Consider the following 20,237-nt stretch of genomic DNA (forward strand, 5'->3'; position numbering starts at 1 on the left):
TTATCGGCACCCTCCGCCATTTATGTAAGACGAAAACGCGATATCAATGCACCTGACCATTGCCAGGCGGCTTGGGCAGGATGGCAAGGAAATTATCCCGCGCCACCTTGTGCGCCACCTCCTCGGGCAATGCATCGAGGAAGGGCTCGAAGCGACGCATCTCCTTACCTAACTTATTGAAACGCCCTACCACGTCAGATCCCAGCATAAAGCGCTCAGGGAAGCGCTCCACCAGCTTCACCCACTCCTGCCGAGGCTGACCCGCCTCATCCAGCAGATAGGGCGTGAGCATGCTCCAGGACAGGTCGATATACAGGTTGGGGTACGCCTCGAGCATGCGGTTCAAGGTGGGCAGCAAAAAGTCCATCTGCACCTGATGCCGGTGAATTTCCTTGCTGGTGCCAGCATGGGCCCAGATAAAGCGCGTATGCGGGTGGTTACGCAACGGCTCTTCGACTTCCGCCAGGTACAGTGGGTTACGCTCTCGCTTGGAAGTGATGTTGGAGTGCAGCATCACGGGCAGGTCGTTTTCGGCGGCCAGGTGGTAGATACGCGTCATGGCTTCGTTGTTGGCGCGGGGCGTGTCGCCTGAGGTCAGGGCGGTAAGGTCGTCATGGCGGGTAAACACTTCACCGATACCCTGCCACAACCCGGGGTTGAGGTCGATCATGCGCTGGATATGGGCAGCGGAGTTCTTGTCGTTGGGGTTGAAGCCGGCCAGGAACGGGTGAAAGTGCTGGCGCTGCTCGGGGGTCAGCTTATTGACCGCTGCCGCGACAATCACATCGGTGGCGCTGTACCAATAGGCATCGGCGTCATCACCAGCGTAGTAGCGGGGGCGCTTGGGCTCGTCTTCGTGCCATTTCTTGGCCACGGGGATGCCGGAAATCATTACATGTTCGATGCGGTTCTCGGACATCGCCTTGAGCAGTTTGCCCATGCCTGCCGTTTCCTGGAAAAAATCCACGTAATGCATGTGCGCGTCACTGTAGGCATAGTCGCGGGCCTGCGCGGCAAGGCTGCTGGCAGCGAGCAACAAGGCAAGACTCAGGCGGGTCCGAAGCACGGTGAAACCTCAATCAGGGCTGATACGGGTAGACCTTGCGCCTACCTTCGAGGTTCAGCGCGGAAAAACTGGAACACTTGGGCGCCAGCATGCTCTATAACTGCATGACCTTCATCCTGCCCCTTGAGAGGTTCGCCATGCCTGTTACCGTTAATACATTGAACGCTGAAAACTTCCGTCACAGCGTCAATATCAATCACCACGAACTGTTTACCGACCTGCCAAAGAGCCTGGGTGGCGACGACTCGGCGCCCTCTCCCCACGACTATTTCGATGCTGCGCTGGCGTCATGCAAAGCCTTGACGGTCAAGCTCTACGCGCAGAAGAAAGATATCCCGCTCACCGGCGTGACCGTTGAAGTGACCCACGACGCCGCCGAAGAGCAGAAAGGCAAATACAAACTCAGCGTCAAATTGACCCTCAAGGGTGTGCTGAGCGATGAGCAGCGCGAGGAGTTGCATCGCGTTGCGGACAAGTGCCCGGTACACAAGCTGATGACCACCGCCGAAATCAGCATCGAGACGAAATTATCGGAAGGTGCCTTCAGCGCATAGCGCCAACGTCCCATCGGGCGGGTTATGCTCAGACGCATCCAACCCGCTCAGACAGGGATGCACCATGACCACCCTTACCGTGATCCGCCCCCGCGCCGAAGATGTCGAAGGGCAGCCGATTCTGCGCCCGCTGCCTTCCCGTGAATGCCGTAGCGTCGGGCCCTTTGTGTTTTTCGACCATATGCTGCCCACCGCCTATGCACCGGGTACCGGCATGAATATCCGCCAACATCCGCATATCGGCCTATCCACCCTCACCTACCTGTTTGAAGGCGCCTTGCAGCACAAGGACAGCCTCGGCTCGGATCAGGTGGTGCAGGCCGGCGATGTCAGCTGGATGACCGCTGGCAGCGCGATTGCCCATGTCGAGCGTACCCCCGAAGCGCTCAAGGCCAGTGGTTTCAACCTGCACGGCCTGCAGGTGTGGCTGGCCTCCCCCAAGGACCACGAGACCGGCCCCGGCCATTACAGCCATCACCCGGCGGCGAGCTTGCCGGTGAGCGATAACCTGGGCGTGCAGGTGCGCCTGATTGCCGGTGATGGTTTCTGTCTCAAGTCACCAGTGCCGGTGCTCTCGCCGACGTTGTATGCCGAGGTGCAGATGCAAACAGCCACCACCTTGCTGATCCCCGATGAGCATGAGGAGCGCGCGGTGTATGTGCTGGAAGGTGAGGCGCAGCTCGACGGTGAGCCGCTGGCAGTGCATAGCCTGGTGGTATTGCCGCCAGGGCAAGAGATGACATTGTTTGCCGAAACCGACTGCCATGTGGTGGTGTTTGGCGGGGCGCCGCTGGACGGGCCGCGGCGGATCAACTGGAATTTCGTGGCGAGCGATCCGGCAGTGATCGAGCACGCCAGACAGCGCTGGGCTGCTGGGGACTGGCCGAGGGTGCCGGGGGAGTCAGAACGAATTGAGTTGCCTGTGAAATAGCTATCGCAGGCAAGCCAGCTCGCACACTGGGTGGGTGTGCACCTTTAAATGTGGGAGCTGGGCTTGCCCGCGATGGCGTCAGGTCAGGCGCCGCAGAGTCAGCCCTTGAACACTTCATCCAACAAGTTATGCATCGACTGGAAAGCCCGCGCAGCGGTCTTCGCGTCGTACATCATCTTGCCTGGCACATTGGCATGGGGATCGGTGAAGGAATGCACTGCGCCGCCGTAGCTCAGCAACTGCCAATCCACACCCGCTGCGTTCATTTCCTCTTCGAACGCTGGCAGTTGCTCTTTGGGCACCAATGGATCGGACGCACCATGCAATACCAACACTGAACCCCTGATGTTTTTCGCATCCGCCGGGTTCGGCGTGTCGAGGGTACCGTGGAAAGAGACAGCCGCCTTCACCGGCGCACCGGTACGTGCCAATTCCAGAGCGCAGCAACCGCCGAAGCAGAAACCGAAGGCTGCCAGCTTCGACGTATCAACGGCTGCCTCGGTCTGGCCTTGCAGTTGCTCGAAGGCCGCCTGCATACGCTTGTTCAACAATGGACGATCATTTTTCAACGGCATCATCGCTGCGCCGGCTTCATCGCCATTGGTCGGGCGTACAGTTTGCCCATACAAGTCGGCAATCAGCACCACGTAGCCTTTGCCGGCAACACTCTTGGCGATTTCTTCGGCACCCGCACTCACGCCCATCCAGTTCGGTGCCATCAGCAGCCCCGGCAGCGGGCCCTTGTGGCTGGCATCGAACGCCAGGCGGCTTTCATAAGACTGGCCATCAATCTGATAGACCACGGAACGTACTGTGACTTGGCTCATCATTTTCTCCAGTTGAGGAGGATTAACGAAAAAACCCGCCGAAGCGGGTTTTTTCTACAACGGTGTTAAACCGACAATTCAACCAACAGCTTGTTCAGTCGGCGCACATAGGCGGCCGGGTCTTTGAGGCTGTCGCCAGCGGCCAGAGCCGCCTGGTCGAAGAGGATGTGCGACAGGTCGCCAAACCGCTCTTCGCTCTGCTCGCCATCGAGTTTCTCGATCAGCGGGTGAGCCGGGTTGAATTCGAAGATCGGCTTGGAGTCCGGGACCTTCTGGCCGCTGGCTTCAAGGATCTGACGCATCTGCATGCCCAGGTCCTGCTCGCCAATGGCCAGGATCGCCGGGGAGTCGGTCAGGCGGTGGGAAACCCGCACTTCACTGACTGCTTCGCCCAGGGACGCCTTGATCCGTTCAACCAGGCCCTCTTTGGACTTGGCGACTTCTTCGGCGGCTTTCTTGTCTTCCTCGGAATCCAGGTTGCCCAGGTCCAGGTCGCCACGGGCAACGTCAACGAACGACTTGCCGTCGAACTCGGTGAGGTAGCTCATCAGCCACTCATCGATACGGTCGGTCAGCAGCAGCACTTCGATGCCTTTCTTGCGGAAGACTTCCAGGTGCGGGCTGTTTTTAACCTGCGCGTAGGTTTCGCCAGTCAGGTAGTAGATCTTGTCCTGACCGTCCTTGGCGCGTGCCAGGTAGTCAGCCAGGGACACAACCTGCTCGCCGTCTTCGCCCTGAGTCGAAGCAAAACGCAGCAGGCCGGCGATTTTTTCCTTGTTGGCAAAGTCTTCCGCCGGGCCTTCCTTCATCACCTGACCGAAGTTTTTCCAGAAGCTCTTGTATTGCTCAGGCTCGTTCTTCGCCAGTTTTTCCAACATGTCGAGCACACGCTTGGTCAGCGCCGACTTCATGGAGTCGATGATCGGGTCTTTTTGCAGGATTTCCCGCGACACGTTCAGCGACAGGTCGTTGGAGTCGACCACGCCCTTGATAAAGCGCAGGTACAGCGGCAGGAAGGATTCCGCCTGGTCCATCACGAACACGCGCTGCACGTAGAGCTTCAAGCCCTTCGGCGCTTCGCGCTGGTACAGGTCGAACGGAGCACGGGCCGGTACGTAGAGCAGCGAGCTGTATTCCAGCTTGCCTTCAACCTTGTTGTGGCTCCAGCTCAGCGGGTTTTCGTAGTCGTGGCCGATGTGCTTGTAGAACTCCTGGTATTCCTCGTCCTTGATCTCGGTACGCGGACGGGTCCACAGGGCGCTGGCGCGGTTGACGGTTTCCCATTCCTCGGCAGGCTTCTCTTCGCCTTCGGCAGCCGTCTGTTCTTTCGGCAGCTCGATCGGCAAAGCGATGTGGTCGGAGTATTTCTTGATGATGTTGCGCAGGCGCCAGCCATCAGCGAATTCGTCTTCACCGGATTTCAGGTGCAGCACGATGCGGGTACCGCGATCTGCCTTGTCGACAGTGGCAATTTCAAACTCGCCCTCGCCTTTGGACGCCCAGTGCACGCCTTCGCTGGCGTCGAGGCCGGCACGGCGGCTGAATACTTCAACCTTGTCGGCAACGATGAAGGCCGAATAGAAGCCCACGCCGAATTGGCCGATCAGATGAGAATCTTTTTTCTGGTCGCCCGACAGGTTCTTCATGAAATCTGCGGTGCCGGATTTGGCGATGGTACCCAAGTGGGTAATCGCGTCTTCACGGCTCATGCCGATACCGTTGTCTTCGATCGTGACGGTCTTGGCGTCCTTGTCGTAGCTCACACGGATTTTCAGTTCCGCGCCACCTTCCAGCAACTCAGGCTTGGACAGGGCTTCGAAACGTAATTTGTCGACAGCGTCAGAGGCGTTCGAGATCAATTCGCGAAGGAAGATTTCCTTGTTGGAATACAGCGAATGGATCATGAGGTGCAGCAGTTGCTTCACCTCGGTCTGGAAGCCCAGGGTTTCCTTTTGAGTTTCCACACTCATGGTCATCAAACTCCAATTGGATGGCAGTGGCCGCGCCCGAAAGGGTTGGCGGCGGGTTGTCATCAAAGTTGGGGGCTAAGACCGGGATTTCAAGGGCGGGCCAATTCCTCAATCTTGAAATGTGCGCGGGCGGTGGCAATCGGCTCGGCCTCGGTGGTTTGCCAGGCGGTGATCGCCACATTGGCGACGCGCCGGCCCTGGCGGCACACCTGGCATTTGGCGTAAGTGTCGCGAAACTGGCCGGCGCGCAGGTAATCCAGGGAAAAATCGATGATTTTTGGCAGGCCCGGAGCCCCGGTAAATACCCTTAGATGCAGGGCCGCCGACAGCTCCATGAAGCCGGCGATCACCCCGCCGTGCAACGCCGGCAATATGGGGTTACCAATATTGTCCTTGTTGGCCGGCAGGCGAAACAGCAGCTCATCTCCCAGACGGGTGCATTCGATGCCGATCAGCTTGGCGTAGGGCACCAAGCCCAGCAGTGCGTCGTAGTTGCCACGCTCGAGAGCCTGCTCCAGACGGGTCTTGAATCGATGCGTCATGCCTGCTCTCCCTTGATCGTGCTGCCCAGCCCTTGCGTACCTTTTAGGCGCTTGCCCATACGCATGAACGTGCCCACCACATGGGCGATGGGTTGTTGCGGGTCATCCTGATAGGCGAACCCGCGCGTGAAGATCACATCGGTGGTCACCCGGTAACATTGCGCGAAGCCATACACCGGCTTGTGCGGCTCGGCTGCACGCATGTAGTCGATACGCAGGTCCAGGGTCGGGCACACCTCGAATTCGGGTAATACGCACAAGGTGGCCATGCCGCAGGCTGTGTCCATCAACGAGGTCAGGGCGCCACCATGAATCACGCAGGTTGCGGGATCACCAACAAGATGTGGCCCATACGGCAACACCAGGGTCATGCCCTCCTCGCTTGCAGCGTGGACAGCCACACCCAGCACCTGACAATGGCGCAGCGCCGAGACAAAGCGCGCAGCACGCTCTAACAAGGGGTTTTCGGTCATTGTTTTTAGACTCTTATTAGTGTGAAAGCAGCGGACTAAATCGCCGGAAAAAGTTTTTGTGCGAAAAGCGTTATATATCTGTGGGACAAAAGGAACTAATGCTGGCCCCTTGGGTTCGAAAGGCCAGTAGATATCTTCAATAAGGAGAAACACCCCATGCGCAAGACATTAGCTATTTCCATGATGCTGGCCGCTGCACTCGGTCTGGCTGCCTGCGACAAGAAATCCGAAGACAAAGCCCAAGATGCCGCTGCACATTCTGAGCAAGCACAGCAAGACATGGCTAAAGCACAGGATAAAGTGAACGACGCTGCGAAAGAAAACGCCGAAGCTGCCAAAGCTCAGGCTGAATCGAACGCCGAAGCTGCAAAAGAAGCTGCACCTGCCGCACCTGCAGAACCTGCCAAGCAGTAATTGCCGGGTGTGAACCTGTAGTGCTGCAAAAGAAAGCCCGCTTATAAAGCGGGCTTTTCTTTGCCTGCTGTTTTATCCGGCCTTTAAGAAACACTCTCTTTTGCAGCATCCGAAGCTTGCATATTAGTCGGGGTATACACCATCACCTGCAAGACGTCGGAGTGAAACTCGCGGCGATAAAGCACCAATACCACCCCGCTGCTCATCAACATGAACAACCAAGGGCTGACAAACCAGGCCAGCATGGTCATGCCGAAGTAATAAGCGCGCAGCCCAAAGTTGAACTGGTTGGCCGCCATCGAAATCACCCGCGCCGCCCGCAAGGCAAATGCATTGCGCTCCTGCTCCGACACGTGCCGCTCACCAATCATCGGCGCCGAGCCCACTAGCACCGCAGCGAAGTTGTACTGACGCATGCACCAGCTGAAAGTAAAAAACGCATAGACAAATACCAGGGCCAGGCACAGCAACTTGATCTCCGACATGCCTTGGGAGGCCTGCTGCACCATAGGAATGTCTGCCAGCAACGACACCGCCCGCTCGGAAGCACCGAGCACGGTCAGAATACCCGCAAGGATGATCAAGGTGCTGGAGGCAAAGAACGAGGCATTACGCTCCAGGTTGCCGATCACGCTGGCATCGGCGATGCGGTTATCGCGCAACAACATGCGACGCATCCAGTCTTCGCGGTACAGGTGCAATACGCTGGCCAGGCAGGCCGTATCCCGGGCTTTCCAGGTGGCATAACGGGTATAGCCACCCCAGCACAGGATGAACCAGAGGGCGGCAAGCAGATGGACTTGATTGGTTTCAACGAACGACATGCGGGTCCTTGTACACAGGATGATAGGGCCGACACGGTCCAAATGTGGGAGCTGGCTTGCCTGCGATAGCGTCTTTGCAGTCACCACCGCGCCAACCGATGTACCGCCATCGCAGGCAAGCCAGCTCCCACACCGACCGGTGATTTCAACTTGAGATTTTTGACGCCATCCCCAAAAAAAAGACACTGCCATCGACTCAAAAAAAATGCCCCGTATCGTTTGATACGGGGCATTTCAGTGCAGCACAAACCGCGGGTTATGCGACGGCTTCGCTACGCTTGCCCAGCATACGATCGATCACCACGGCCACCACCAGCGTCATCACTGATGGCACCAACCACGCCAAGCCTTGCTCGCTCAGCGGCAAGTTTGCCAATTGTGTAGGCATCCAACCCGCCAGGCCCGCGCCCTTGAGTGCGTCGATACAACCAAAGATGAATGACACCAACATCACCGGGCCGACGATACGGCCCTGTTCCTGCCAGAAGCCTTTGCAGAAACTCAGGGCTACCAGCACGATGCACGGCGGGTAGATCGCTGTAAGCACCGGAATCGAGAACGCGATCAGTTTGGTCAGGCCCAGGTTGGACACGAACAGCGAGAACAACGCCAGAATCACCACCAGTGTCTTGTAGGACAGCGGCAGGATTTTGCTGAAGTACTCGGCGCAGGCGCAGGTCAGGCCGACGGCAGTGACCAGGCACGCCAGGGAGATCAGCACGGCGAGGAAGCCGCTGCCCAGGGAGCCGAATGTGTGTTGCACATAAGCGTGCAGTACGGCTGCGCCGTTGCTGGCACCGGCAGCCACGGCATGGCTGCCCGAACCCAGGCGGAACAGGCTGATGTACACCAGCGCCAGGCCCACGCCGGCAATCAGGCCGGCGATAATGGCGTAACGGGTGATCAGTTGGGGCGACTCGACACCCCGTGAACGGATCGCGTTGACGATCACGATGCCGAACACCAGCGCACCCAGCGTATCCATGGTCAGGTAACCATTGATAAAGCCCTGGGAGAACGGTGCGGCCACGTATTCCGGCGTAGCGACGCCCACTTCACCGGCCGGCAACGCAAACGCGGCAATGCCGAGGATGGCCAGGGCGATGATCTTCAGCGGCGCGAGGAAGCGGCCCACGGTGTCCAGCAGTCGACCTGGGTACAGGGACACAAAGAACACCACCAGGAAATACACCGAGCTGTAGAGGAACAGCGCCAACGGGCTTTCACCGGTCAGTGGCGCCAGGCCCACTTCGAATGACACGGTCGCAGTACGCGGGGTAGCGAACAGCGGCCCCACCGCCAGGTACGCCGCCGCCGCCAGCAGGCCACCGGCGATCTTGCCGATCGGGCTACTCAGCGCATCCATGCCACCACCGACCTTGGCCAGGGCAATCACGGTGACCACCGGCAAACCGACCGCGGTGATCAAAAAGCCAAGCGCGGCCATCCAGACATGTGGCCCGGACTGCAAACCCACGATAGGCGGGAAGATGATGTTGCCAGCGCCCACGAACAGGGCAAAGGTCATAAAGCCCAGCGCCAGGATATCCTGGCTTTTCAACACTTTCATTTGAGGAAATACCACACTACTGAATCGGAATTTAGAGAGGGCTTCCCTATGGATGAGGGAAATGCTGCCGGCCCTTATGGGGACCGACCGGTCTAGCGCGCAGCTTCCTTTTGGGATGCGGACGCATAAAGAGGCGGCTAGAGTACAGAATCAGGCTGACAAACGCACTGTTGCGGGGCGAACTGTCCGATAAGCGACATTTGAATGTCGCGTTTTCATACTTAATTGGGCAATGCTGGCCCCTGTGGGAGCTGGCTTGCCTGCGATGGCATCGACTCGATGTGTCTGATGCACCGAGGTGCCTGCATCGCAGGCAAGCCAGCTCCCACACGGGACCAAGTACATCCTCACTCTATTTCAGAATGCACAAAGGCCACCCGAAGGTGGCCTTTGTGTGGTGAAGCGTCAGCTAAGCGCGAGGCTTACTTGACAGCCCAACCGGTCAGCTCGGCCAGGGCCTTGCCGATGTCTGCCAGCGAACGCACGGTTTTCACACCTGCGTCTTGCAGTGCAGCGAACTTCTCGTCTGCAGTGCCTTTGCCGCCAGAGATGATTGCGCCAGCATGGCCCATGCGCTTGCCCGCAGGGGCAGTCACACCAGCGATGTAGGAAACAACCGGCTTGGTCACGTGTGCCTTGATGTAGGCAGCCGCTTCTTCTTCAGCCGAACCGCCGATCTCACCGATCATCACGATCGCTTCGGTCTTCGGGTCTTCCTGGAACAGCTTCAGGATATCGATGAAGTTCGAGCCTGGGATCGGGTCACCGCCGATGCCGACGCAAGTCGACTGACCGAAACCGGCGTCAGTGGTCTGCTTAACAGCTTCGTAGGTCAGGGTGCCGGAACGGGAAACGATACCGACCTTGCCTGGCAAGTGAATGTGACCTGGCATGATGCCGATCTTGCATTCGCCTGGGGTGATCACACCTGGGCAGTTAGGGCCGATCAGGACTACGCCCAGCTCGTCGCACTTAACTTTGGCGTCCAGCATGTCCAGGGTAGGAATGCCTTCGGTGATGCACACGATCAGCTTGATGCCGCCGAATGCCGCTTCCAGGATCGAGTCCTTGCAGAAAGGAGCTGGAACATAGATCACACTGGCGGTAGCGCCAGTGGCAGCTACAGCGTCTTTCACGGTGTTGAACACTGGCAGGCCCAGGTGCTCGGTACCGCCTTTGCCCGGAGTTACGCCGCCAACCATCTTGGTGCCGTATTCGATGGCTTGCTGGGTGTGGAAACTACCTTGCGAACCGGTAATACCCTGGCAGATAACTTTGGTGTCTTTATTGATCAGGACGCTCATTATTTGCCCTCCGCAGCTTTGACAACTTGTTGAGCAGCGTCGGTCAGGCTGGTAGCCGCGATGATGTTCAAACCGCTTTCTGCCAGTACTTTAGCGCCCAGTTCAGCGTTGTTACCTTCAAGGCGAACAACAACCGGGATTTTAACGCCAACTTCTTTCACTGCACCGATGATGCCTTCGGCAATCATGTCGCAACGAACGATGCCGCCGAAGATGTTGACCAGTACTGCAGCGACGTTGGAGTCGGACAGGATGATCTTGAACGCTTCGGTAACGCGTTCCTTGGTAGCGCCACCACCTACGTCGAGGAAGTTGGCTGGTTTGCCGCCATGCAGGTTGACGATGTCCATGGTACCCATGGCCAGGCCAGCACCGTTGACCATGCAACCGATGTTGCCTTCCAGCGCTACGTAGTTCAGTTCGAACTTGGCAGCGTGCGCTTCGCGCGGATCGTCTTGCGACGGATCGTGGAAAGTCTTCAGCTTAGGCTGACGGTACATGGCGTTGGCGTCGATGTTGATCTTGGCATCAAGGCAATGCAGGTCGCCGTCAGCCTTGATCACCAGCGGGTTCACTTCCAGCAGGGCCAGATCGTGATCCTGGAACAGTTTGGCCAGACCTACGAAGATCTTGGCGAACTGGGCAACTTGCTTGCCTTCCAGACCCAGCTGGAACGCCAGTTCACGACCCTGGAACGGCTGTGCGCCAACCAGTGGATCGATAGTGGCCTTCAGAATTTTTTCTGGGGTTTCGTGAGCGATTTTCTCGATGTCCACGCCACCTTCGGTGGAAGCCATGAACACGATGCGACGGCTCGAACGGTCAACGACAGCGCCCAGGTACAGCTCTTTAGCGATATCAGTGCACGATTCAACCAGGATCTTGGTGACTGGCTGGCCATTGGCATCAGTCTGGTAAGTCACCAGACGCTTGCCCAGCCACTGCTGTGCGAAGGCCTTGGCGTCTTCTTTGCTGCGAACCAGCTTAACGCCGCCCGCTTTACCGCGACCACCGGCGTGGACCTGGGCTTTGACAACCCACTCGCTGCCACCGATTTTGTCGCAAGCTTCTGCTGCTGCTTCCGGGGTGTCTACTGCGTAGCCCTTGGAAACTGGCAGGCCGTATTCAGCGAACAGCTGCTTACCCTGATACTCGTGAAGATTCATGCTTTTTACCGTCTTCGTTAGGTACTGCGCATTCGGCGCTGCGCTCATTATGAGTGCCGCACCACCTGTGACTGCTGCTTGCGCAACTTGCGGGGCTTATGGCCCGTAAAGCTGCGCAAGGCTGCGTCCAGCGGATATTCCGCGGTGAGTCTTGCGCGCAAGGCTCACGACGGGCAACTCCGCCGTGGTTTCTTATTATCTCGCTTAGCGCTTCTTCTTGTTGGCGATGTGGATGGCACCGCCATTCACTGCCAACGCTGCTTCGTGCAACGCTTCGGACAGGGTCGGATGGGAGAAGACCATCATACCCAGGTCCTCGGCACTGGTGCCGAATTCCATACCGATCGCGCCTTGCTGAACCAGTTCTGCAGCGCTTGGGCCAATCACGTGGACGCCCAATACGCGGTCAGTTTTGGCATCAGCGATGACTTTGACAAAACCACCGGTGTCGTTGGCTGCCATGGCACGGCCGGAAGCGGCAAACGGGAAGGTGCCGACGTTAACTTCAACGCCTTCAGCTTTCAACTGCTGTTCGTTCTTGCCGACCCATGCGATTTCCGGGTGGGTGTAGATAACCGACGGGATCAGGTCGTAGTTCATCTGGGTCTTGTGACCCTTGATGCGCTCGACGACCATGATGCCTTCCTCGGAAGCCTTGTGGGCCAGCATCATGCCACGAACCACGTCGCCGATCGCATATACGCCCGGCACGGTGGTTGCGCAGTGATCATCAACGTGGATGAAGCCACGCTCGTCAATGTTCACGCCGCTGTCGGAAGCCAACAGGTCGTTGGTCACTGGACGGCGACCAACGGCAACGATCAGCTTGTCGAAGGTGATGGTCTGCTCGCCGTCTTTATCGGTGTAGGTCACCACGACTTCTTCGCCGTTGACCTTGGAGCCGGTGACACGGGCGCCGAGCTTGATGTCCAGACCTTGTTTGGTCAGGGTTTTCAGCGCCTCTTTGGAGACTGCAGTGTCGGCCGCCAGCAGGAACGTGTCCAGGGCTTCCAGCACGGTGACTTCAGCGCCCAGACGGGACCATACCGAACCCAGTTCCAGACCGATTACGCCAGCGCCGATCACGCCCAGGCGCTTAGGCACAGCCTGGAATTCCAAGGCGCCGGTCGAATCAACGATCACGTTGTTATCAACTGGGGCAGGCGGAATGTCGATTGGACGCGAGCCAGGTGCCAGGATCACGTTTTCGGCTTCGATGACTTCAACCGAACCGTCTGGCTTGGTGACTTCGACTTTCTTGCCGGCCAGCAGCTTGCCGTGACCCTGAATGGAAGTCACACCGTTGGCCTTGAACAAGGTGGCAACGCCGGAAGTCAGGCCTTTGACGATGTTGGCTTTACGGCCGACCATTGCTGGCACGTCCATGGTCACGCCAGCATGGTTGATGCCGTGGATCGCGAAGCCGTCTTGGGCTTCGTGGAATTTCCAGGAGCTGTCCAGCAGCGCCTTGGAAGGAATGCAACCAACGTTCAGGCAGGTACCGCCCAGCGCCAGTTTGCCTTCCTTGTCGGTGTACTTTTCGATGCAAGCAGTCGAGAGGCCCAGTTGCGCAGCCTTGATGGCGGCAACATAGCCGCCAGGGCCTGCACCAATCACTACAACGTCAAATTTCTGTGTCATGAAAATAGATCCTCTATTTGCGACAAGCTTCTAGCCACACATTGCAAGCCAAGCTGCTTTTTCCTACAGCTTGTAGCTCGCAACGTGCAACTGCTTCTATCAGATGTCCAGGAGCAGGCGAGCCGGGTCTTCCAGCAGGTTCTTGATGGTCACCAGGAACGTCACGGCTTCTTTACCGTCGATCAGGCGGTGATCGTAAGACAGTGCCAGGTACATCATTGGGCGGATCACGACCTGGCCGTTGATGGCCATCGGACGCTGGATGATGTTGTGCATGCCCAGGATCGCGGCTTGCGGTGGGTTGACGATCGGCGTCGACATCATCGAACCGAAGGTACCACCGTTAGTGATGGTGAAGGTACCGCCGGTCATCTCGTCGATGGTCAGCTTGCCGTCACGGGCTTTCTTGCCGAAGCCGGCGATGCCGCCTTCGATTTCGGCCAGGCTCATCAGCTCGGCGTTACGCAGCACTGGAACCACCAGGCCACGGTCGCTGGACACGGCAACGCCGATATCTGCATAGCCGTGGTAAACGATGTCGCCGCCGTCGATGGAAGCGTTGACTGCCGGGAAGCGCTTGAGTGCTTCGGTGGCCGCTTTCACGAAGAACGACATGAAGCCCAGGCGCACGCCGTTGTGGGACTTCTCGAACAGGTCCTTGTACTTGGAGCGCAGGGCCATGACTTCGGTCATGTCGACTTCGTTGAACGTGGTCAGCATCGCCATGTTCGACTGCGCTTCAACCAGGCGCTTGGCCACGGTGGCACGCACGCGAGTCATCGGTACGCGCTTCTCGGTACGGTCGCCGGCAGCGAACACCGGGGCAGCAGCCGCTGGAGCAGCAGCCTTGGCAGGCGCGGCAGCCGGAGCGTTCTTCTTGGCTTCAACCGCAGCAACCACGTCTTCCTTGGTCACGCGGCCGTCTTTGCCGGTACCCTTGATGGAAGCCAGGTTGATGCCGTTCTCTTCAGCCAGTTGACGCGCAGCTGGTGCAGCGATTGGATCTTCGCCACCGGCTGCCGGTGCAGCGGCAGGCGCCGAAGCAGCCGGTGCAGCAGCAGCGGCGGCAGGAGCAGGAGCTGCAGCAGCGCTGCCCTCTTCGATCGAACCCAGTACCTGGTTCGACAGAACGGTAGCGCCCTCTTCAGCCACGATCGCGCCCAGCACGCCGTCAGCTTCGGCCAACACTTCCAGTACGACTTTGTCAGTCTCGATGTCGACGATCAGGTCGTCACGCTTGACGGCCTCGCCTGGTTTCTTGTGCCAGGTGGCAACGGTGCCATCGGCAACCGATTCCGGGAATGACGGGGCTTTGATTTCGATAGCCATTATCTGTAGGTCCTTAAAATTCGGTTTCAGTCAGCGCGAAGGCGTTAAACAGTGAAAGCATCTTGCAGCAGTTTTTCCTGCTGCTCGGCGTGCATCGACGCATAGCCACACGCAGGTGCAGCAGAAGCATCACGACCGGCGTACTCAAGGACCAAGGCCTTGTTGTGGTTGCCGATGCTGCGACGCAGATGATGCTGGCTGCTGTACCAGGCGCCCTGGTTCATCGGTTCTTCCTGACACCACACCACGTTCGTGAGGTTGGTGTAAGGCGCGATGATCTCCATGAGGTCATCTTCCGGGAACGGGTAAAGCTGCTCGATACGCACGATGGCGATGTCTTCGCGGCCTTCGGCACGGCGTTTTTCCAACAGATCGTAATAGACCTTGCCGCTGCACAGGATCAGGCGAGTGACCTTGGCGGCGTCCAGTGTATCGATCTCTGGAATCACGGTCTGGAACGAACCTTGGGCCAGATCTTCCAGGGTCGAAACGGCCAGTTTGTGACGCAACAGCGATTTCGGAGTCAGCACGACCAGCGGCTTGCGCAGCGGGCGGATCACCTGGCGACGCAGCAAGTGGTAGATCTGCGCCGGGGTGGTCGGCACGCACACCTGGATGTTGTGCTCGGCGCACAATTGCAGGTAACGCTCCAGACGGGCCGAAGAGTGCTCCGGACCCTGGCCTTCATAACCGTGTGGCAGCAGCATGGTCAGACCGCACAGGCGGCCCCACTTGTGCTCGCCGCTGGTGATGAACTGGTCGATAACCACCTGGGCACCGTTGGCGAAGTCGCCGAACTGGGCTTCCCAGATCACCAGCGCATTAGGCGTGGTGGTGGAGTAGCCGTATTCGAACGCCAGTACGGCTTCTTCGGACAGGAACGAATCGTACAGGTCGAAACGTGGCTGGCCTTCGTACAGGTTCTGCAACGGGATGTAGGTGCCCGCATCTTTCTGGTTGTGCAATACCGCATGACGGTGCGAGAACGTACCGCGGCCGATGTCCTGGCCGGTCATGCGGATCGGGTGACCTTCGAACGCCAGGGTCGCGTACGCCATGGTTTCGGCGTAACCCCAGTTGATCGGCAGGCCGCCGGCTTGCATCTTCTGACGATCTTCGTAGATCTTCGCCACCTGGCGCTGTACGACGAAGCCTTCGGGAATTTCCAGCAGCTTGGCGGACAGTTCCTGCAACGTCTTCAAATCGAAGGATGTATCGTGACGTGCAGTCCAGGTGTGGCCCAGGTACGGACGCCAGTCAACGAACAACTCTTTGTTCGGCTCCTTGACCAGGCTTTTCACTACATGCAGGCCATTGTCCAGCGCGTTGCGGTATTCATCGACTTTCGCCTGAACACGCGCATCGTCAACCACGCCGGCCTTGGTCAGGCTTTCGGCGTACAGCTCACGGGTGGTGCGCTGCTTGGTGATCTGCTGGTACATCAACGGCTGGGTGCCGCTTGGCTCGTCCGCTTCGTTGTGACCGCGACGGCGGTAGCAAACCAGGTCGATCACCACGTCACGCTTGAACTGCATGCGGTAGTCGACTGCCAGTTGGGTCACGAACAGCACGGCTTCCGGATCATCGCCATTCACATGGAGGATCGGCGCCTGGATCATCTTGGCAACATCGGTGGCGTACTCGGTGGAGCGCGCGTCCAACGGGTTGCTGATGGTGAAGCCGACCTGGTTGTTGATGACGATGTGAACGGTACCGCCGGTCTTGAAGCCGCGAGTCTGCGACATCTGGAACGTTTCCAGGACCACGCCTTGACCGGCGAATGCCGCGTCACCGTGGATGGAAATCGGCAGAACCTTCTCACCGGTGGCATCGTTACGACGATCCTGGCGCGCACGTACCGAACCCTCGACCACTGGCGAAACGATTTCCAGGTGGGATGGGTTGAACGCCATGGCCAGGTGAACTTCACCGCCGGTGGTCATCACGTTGGACGAGAAGCCCTGGTGGTATTTAACGTCACCGGAACCCAGCTCGACCTTCTTCTTGCCTTCGAACTCGTCGAACAGCTCGCGCGGGTTCTTGCCGAAGGTGTTGACCAACACGTTCAGGCGACCACGGTGAGCCATGCCGATCACGATTTCCTTGGTGCCGTAGGAACCGGAACGCTGGATCAGCTCGTCGAGCATCGGAATCAGGCTTTCGCCGCCTTCCAGGCCGAAACGCTTGGTGCCCGGGTATTTGGTACCCAGGTATTTCTCGAGGCCCTCGGCCGCGGTCACGCGCTCCAGCAAGTGGCTGCGGACATCGGCGGACAAGACCGGACGGCCACGCACGCCTTCCAGGCGGTGCTGGAACCACTGGCGCTGCTCGGAATCGGTGATGTGCGTGAATTCAGCGCCGATGGTGCGGCAATATGTCTGCTGCAACGCTTCGTGAATTTCGCGTAGGCTCGCTTCCTCTTTGCCGATGAACAGGTCGCCGGCACGGAAGGTCGTATCAAGATCGGCATTGGTCAAGCCGTAATGATTGATCGACAGGTCTGCAGGTGCAGGACGCTGCCACAGCCCCAGCGGGTCAAGCTGGGCTGCCTGGTGGCCACGCATACGGTAGGCCTGGATCAGTCGCAGTACTTCAACTTGCTTCTTCTCGTGCTCACTGCTCACGCTGCCGGCGGAAACCGGTTGGGCGCGGCGCTGGTTCTTTGCCAGCAGCACGAACTGATCGCGAATTGTTGCGTGCGATACATCGGTGGCAGCGTTACCGTCTGCAGGCAACTTCTGAAAATAGGTGCGCCATTCTTCTGGCACAGCGTTAGGGTCGTGCAGGTAGAGCTCATAGAGCTCTTCCACATAGGCAGCATTACCACCGTCTAAGGTGCTGCTGTTCCACATGCGCTGCATCACGCTTTCTTGCATGCTTGGTCACCCTCATTTTGGGGACACCACCGGCGAATACACCGAGTTTGCTTGCAAAAGGCCAAGTGCAGCGACCAAAACAAGCCACTTAGGATCACGCTGATAGTTCGGGTACCAACCCGAATGCCCCTGCTTGTCTCATTTCTTCAAAATAAGAGCCGCGGCTTTGTAAGTCGCTGCTCAAGTTAAAACTACGGCGCCGGTTGAAGCCTGCGCCGCAGCATTTACGGGCACAACGGTCCTGCTTTACTACAACGTCAGTTACACGCCGCTGTGCAGCAGCATGTTACGGATGTGACCAATGGCCTTAGTCGGGTTCAGGCCTTTGGGGCATACGTTGACGCAGTTCATGATCCCGCGGCAGCGGAATACGCTGAACGGGTCATCCAGCGAAGCCAGACGCTCGGACGTCTTGGTGTCACGGCTGTCTGCCAGGAAGCGGTACGCTTGCAGCAGTGCAGCTGGACCCAGGAATTTGTCCGGGTTCCACCAGAAAGACGGGCACGACGTCGAGCAGCAAGCACACAGGATGCACTCGTACAGACCGTCGAGCTTCTCGCGCTCTTCCGGGGATTGCAGACGCTCGATGGCCGGAGCCGGCGTGTCATTCTGCAAGAACGGCTTAACTTTCTCGTATTGCTTGTAGAAGATGCTCATATCGACGACCAGGTCACGGATAACCGGCAAACCTGGCAGAGGACGAACGATCAGCTTGTTGCCCTTGACAACAGCAGACAGCGGCGTGATGCACGCCAGGCCATTCTTGCCGTTGATGTTCATGCCGTCGGAGCCGCAAACACCCTCACGGCAAGAGCGACGATAGGAGAAACCTTCGTCCTGCTCTTTGATCAGTGCCAGTACATCCAGCACCATCAGGTCTTTACCACCGGTATCGACCTGGAACTCCTGCATGAACGGCGCAGCGTCCTGATCAGGGTTGTAGCGATAAACACTGACTTTCAACATGGCAGCCACCCTTAGTAAGTCCGAATCTTCGGTTCAAACGTCGGCACCGTCTTCGGCGAGAAGTTCACGGCACGCTTGGTTACGCGCTTGTCACCCGGGAAGTACAGGGTGTGGCACAACCAGTTTTCGTCATCGCGATCTTCAAAGTCTTCACGAGCGTGAGCACCACGGGATTCTTTACGAACCTCGGCGGCGATCGCCGTCGCTTCAGCCACTTCCAGCAGGTTTTGCAGCTCAAGGGCTTCGATACGAGCGGTGTTGAACGCCTGGCTCTTATCGTTGATCTTGACGTTGGCGATACGCTTGCGCAGGTCAGCCAACTGGGCGATACCTTTCTGCATGTATTCGCCGGTACGGAACACACCGAAGTAGTTCTGCATGCAGTTTTGCAGCTCGCGACGCAGGGTTGCCACGTCTTCGCCATCTGTGCGCTCGTTCAGAGCGTTCAGGCGCGCCAGGGCCGCTTCGATATTGGCGTCGGTGGCGTCATCGTATTCGATGCCGTCGGTCAGCGCCTTTTCCAGATGCAGGCCGGCCGCGCGACCGAACACTACCAGGTCGAGCAACGAGTTGCCGCCCAGGCGGTTGGCACCGTGAACCGATACACAAGCCACTTCACCTACCGCGAACAGACCATGGATGATCTCGTCCACGCCTTCGGCATTCTGGGTGATCGCCTGGCCGTGAATGTTGGTCGGTACGCCGCCCATCATATAGTGGCAGGTCGGAACAACCGGAACCGGAGCAACCACTGGATCAACGTGAGCAAAGGTCTTGGACAGTTCGCAGATACCTGGCAGGCGGCTGTGCAGCACTTCTTCACCGAGGTGATCGAGTTTGAGCAGTACGTGGTCACCATTCGGGCCACAACCGTTACCGGCGATGATCTCTTTAACCATCGAACGGGCCACGACGTCACGACCAGCCAGGTCTTTGGCGTTCGGAGCATAACGCTCCATGAAACGCTCGCCGTGCTTGTTGATCAGGTAACCACCTTCACCACGGCAACCTTCGGTTACCAGTACACCGGCGCCGGCGATGCCGGTGGGGTGGAACTGCCACATTTCGATGTCTTGCACCGGTACGCCAGCACGCAGTGCCATGCCGACGCCGTCACCGGTGTTGATCAGGGCATTGGTGGTCGAGGCGTAGATACGGCCTGCACCGCCAGTCGCCAGCACGGTAGCCTTGGCGCGGATGTAGGTGGTTTCACCGGTTTCGATGCAGATGGCGATCACGCCGACGAACTCGCCCTTGCCGTTCTTCACCAGATCAACAGCGTAGTACTCGTTCAGGAACGTGGTACCGGCTTTCAGGTTGCCCTGATAAAGGGTGTGCAACAGCGCGTGACCGGTACGGTCGGACGCAGCGCAAGTACGGGCAGCCTGCCCGCCTTTACCGTAATCCTTCGACTGCCCGCCGAATGGACGCTGGTAGATACGACCTTGCTCGGTACGCGAGAACGGCAGACCCATGTGGTCCAGCTCGAACACTGCGGCCGGGCCTTCCTGACACATGTACTCGATAGCGTCCTGGTCACCGATGTAGTCGGAACCCTTGACGGTATCGTACATGTGCCAGCGCCAGTCATCGTTCGGGTCGGCGGAGGCGATGGCGCAGGTGATGCCACCCTGGGCCGATACGGTGTGGGAGCGCGTCGGGAACACCTTGGTGATCACGGCAGTCTTGTGACCACCCTGGGCCAGCTGCAGAGCAGCGCGCATGCCCGCACCGCCGCCACCAATAATGATGGCGTCGAATGAAATAGTTGGAATGTTAGCCAT

General features: G+C 58.4%; 17 protein-coding genes. 3 read left to right on the forward strand and 14 right to left on the reverse strand.

Annotated elements, in window-relative coordinates; translation table 11 throughout:
* Positions 1–43: 43 nt before the first annotated feature.
* Complete coding sequence (locus E4P01_RS19430) at positions 44–1,066, reverse strand: amidohydrolase family protein (RefSeq protein WP_216090965.1); 1,023 nt, start codon at positions 1,064–1,066, stop codon at positions 44–46.
* Between the two features lie 137 nt (positions 1,067–1,203).
* Here E4P01_RS19430 and E4P01_RS19435 point away from each other — a divergent pair, with 137 nt between their 5' ends.
* Together E4P01_RS19435 and E4P01_RS19440 are read left to right on the forward strand one after the other, a co-directional pair.
* The gene (locus tag E4P01_RS19435; protein ID WP_005786596.1) at positions 1,204–1,620 is read left to right on the forward strand and encodes an OsmC family protein; all 417 of its coding nucleotides are present in this window, start codon (positions 1,204–1,206) and stop codon (positions 1,618–1,620) included.
* 64 nt (positions 1,621–1,684) lie between these two features.
* Positions 1,685–2,551 (forward strand): pirin family protein, encoded by an 867-nt coding sequence (locus tag E4P01_RS19440; RefSeq protein ID WP_032877088.1) that lies wholly within the window; start codon positions 1,685–1,687, stop codon positions 2,549–2,551.
* A gap of 98 nt (positions 2,552–2,649) precedes the next feature.
* Here the strand turns inward: E4P01_RS19440 and E4P01_RS19445 are convergent, their stop codons facing one another.
* The 4 genes from E4P01_RS19445 to E4P01_RS19460 form a co-directional block, all read right to left on the reverse strand.
* Complete coding sequence (locus tag E4P01_RS19445; protein WP_216090964.1) at positions 2,650–3,378, reverse strand: dienelactone hydrolase family protein; 729 nt, start codon at positions 3,376–3,378, stop codon at positions 2,650–2,652.
* Between the two features lie 65 nt (positions 3,379–3,443).
* Positions 3,444–5,348 (reverse strand): molecular chaperone HtpG, encoded by a 1,905-nt coding sequence (gene htpG, locus E4P01_RS19450; protein WP_216090963.1) that lies wholly within the window; start codon positions 5,346–5,348, stop codon positions 3,444–3,446.
* Positions 5,349–5,437: 89 nt separating this feature from the next.
* Positions 5,438–5,890 carry a PaaI family thioesterase gene (locus E4P01_RS19455; RefSeq protein ID WP_005786590.1) on the reverse strand — a complete coding sequence of 151 codons (453 nt, stop codon included), beginning with the start codon at positions 5,888–5,890 and terminating at the stop codon, positions 5,438–5,440.
* Positions 5,887–6,363, reverse strand: coding sequence for a PaaI family thioesterase (locus E4P01_RS19460; protein ID WP_005786588.1), 477 nt, complete (start codon positions 6,361–6,363; stop codon positions 5,887–5,889). The genes E4P01_RS19455 and E4P01_RS19460 overlap by 4 nt, the downstream gene beginning before the upstream one ends.
* Before the next feature lie 156 nt (positions 6,364–6,519).
* On the opposite strand from E4P01_RS19460, the gene E4P01_RS19465 reads away from it, so the two are divergent.
* Complete coding sequence (locus E4P01_RS19465; RefSeq protein ID WP_005786587.1) at positions 6,520–6,777, forward strand: hypothetical protein; 258 nt, start codon at positions 6,520–6,522, stop codon at positions 6,775–6,777.
* Positions 6,778–6,860: 83 nt separating this feature from the next.
* Here the strand turns inward: E4P01_RS19465 and E4P01_RS19470 are convergent, their stop codons facing one another.
* The 9 genes from E4P01_RS19470 to sdhA form a co-directional block, all read right to left on the reverse strand.
* Positions 6,861–7,601 carry a DUF599 family protein gene (locus E4P01_RS19470; protein WP_005786585.1) on the reverse strand — a complete coding sequence of 247 codons (741 nt, stop codon included), beginning with the start codon at positions 7,599–7,601 and terminating at the stop codon, positions 6,861–6,863.
* Positions 7,602–7,857: 256 nt separating this feature from the next.
* Positions 7,858–9,171, reverse strand: a complete 1,314-nt coding sequence (gene brnQ, locus E4P01_RS19475) for a branched-chain amino acid transport system II carrier protein (protein WP_005786584.1) — start codon at positions 9,169–9,171, stop codon at positions 7,858–7,860.
* 422 nt (positions 9,172–9,593) lie between these two features.
* Positions 9,594–10,475, reverse strand: a complete 882-nt coding sequence (gene sucD / locus E4P01_RS19480; RefSeq protein WP_003172813.1) for a succinate--CoA ligase subunit alpha — start codon at positions 10,473–10,475, stop codon at positions 9,594–9,596.
* Positions 10,475–11,641 (reverse strand): ADP-forming succinate--CoA ligase subunit beta, encoded by a 1,167-nt coding sequence (sucC, locus tag E4P01_RS19485; RefSeq protein ID WP_003190011.1) that lies wholly within the window; start codon positions 11,639–11,641, stop codon positions 10,475–10,477. The genes sucD and sucC overlap by 1 nt, the downstream gene beginning before the upstream one ends.
* 204 nt (positions 11,642–11,845) lie before the next feature.
* Positions 11,846–13,282: a dihydrolipoyl dehydrogenase gene (lpdA, locus tag E4P01_RS19490; RefSeq protein ID WP_005786578.1), complete on the reverse strand. Its 1,437-nt coding sequence runs from the start codon at positions 13,280–13,282 to the stop codon at positions 11,846–11,848.
* Positions 13,283–13,381: 99 nt separating this feature from the next.
* Positions 13,382–14,611, reverse strand: a complete 1,230-nt coding sequence (gene odhB, locus E4P01_RS19495; RefSeq protein WP_032877091.1) for a 2-oxoglutarate dehydrogenase complex dihydrolipoyllysine-residue succinyltransferase — start codon at positions 14,609–14,611, stop codon at positions 13,382–13,384.
* A gap of 44 nt (positions 14,612–14,655) precedes the next feature.
* Positions 14,656–17,487: a 2-oxoglutarate dehydrogenase E1 component gene (locus tag E4P01_RS19500; protein ID WP_216090962.1), complete on the reverse strand. Its 2,832-nt coding sequence runs from the start codon at positions 17,485–17,487 to the stop codon at positions 14,656–14,658.
* Positions 17,488–17,748: 261 nt separating this feature from the next.
* A complete protein-coding gene (locus E4P01_RS19505; RefSeq protein ID WP_005786573.1) occupies positions 17,749–18,453 on the reverse strand; it encodes a succinate dehydrogenase iron-sulfur subunit in 705 nt (234 codons plus the stop codon).
* Positions 18,454–18,464: 11 nt separating this feature from the next.
* Positions 18,465–20,237, reverse strand: coding sequence for a succinate dehydrogenase flavoprotein subunit (gene sdhA / locus E4P01_RS19510; RefSeq protein WP_005786572.1), 1,773 nt, complete (start codon positions 20,235–20,237; stop codon positions 18,465–18,467).

The sequence above is a fragment of the Pseudomonas sp. NCIMB 10586 genome (genome assembly GCF_023127895.1).
Classification (GTDB): Bacteria; Pseudomonadota; Gammaproteobacteria; order Pseudomonadales; family Pseudomonadaceae; genus Aquipseudomonas; species Aquipseudomonas synxantha_A.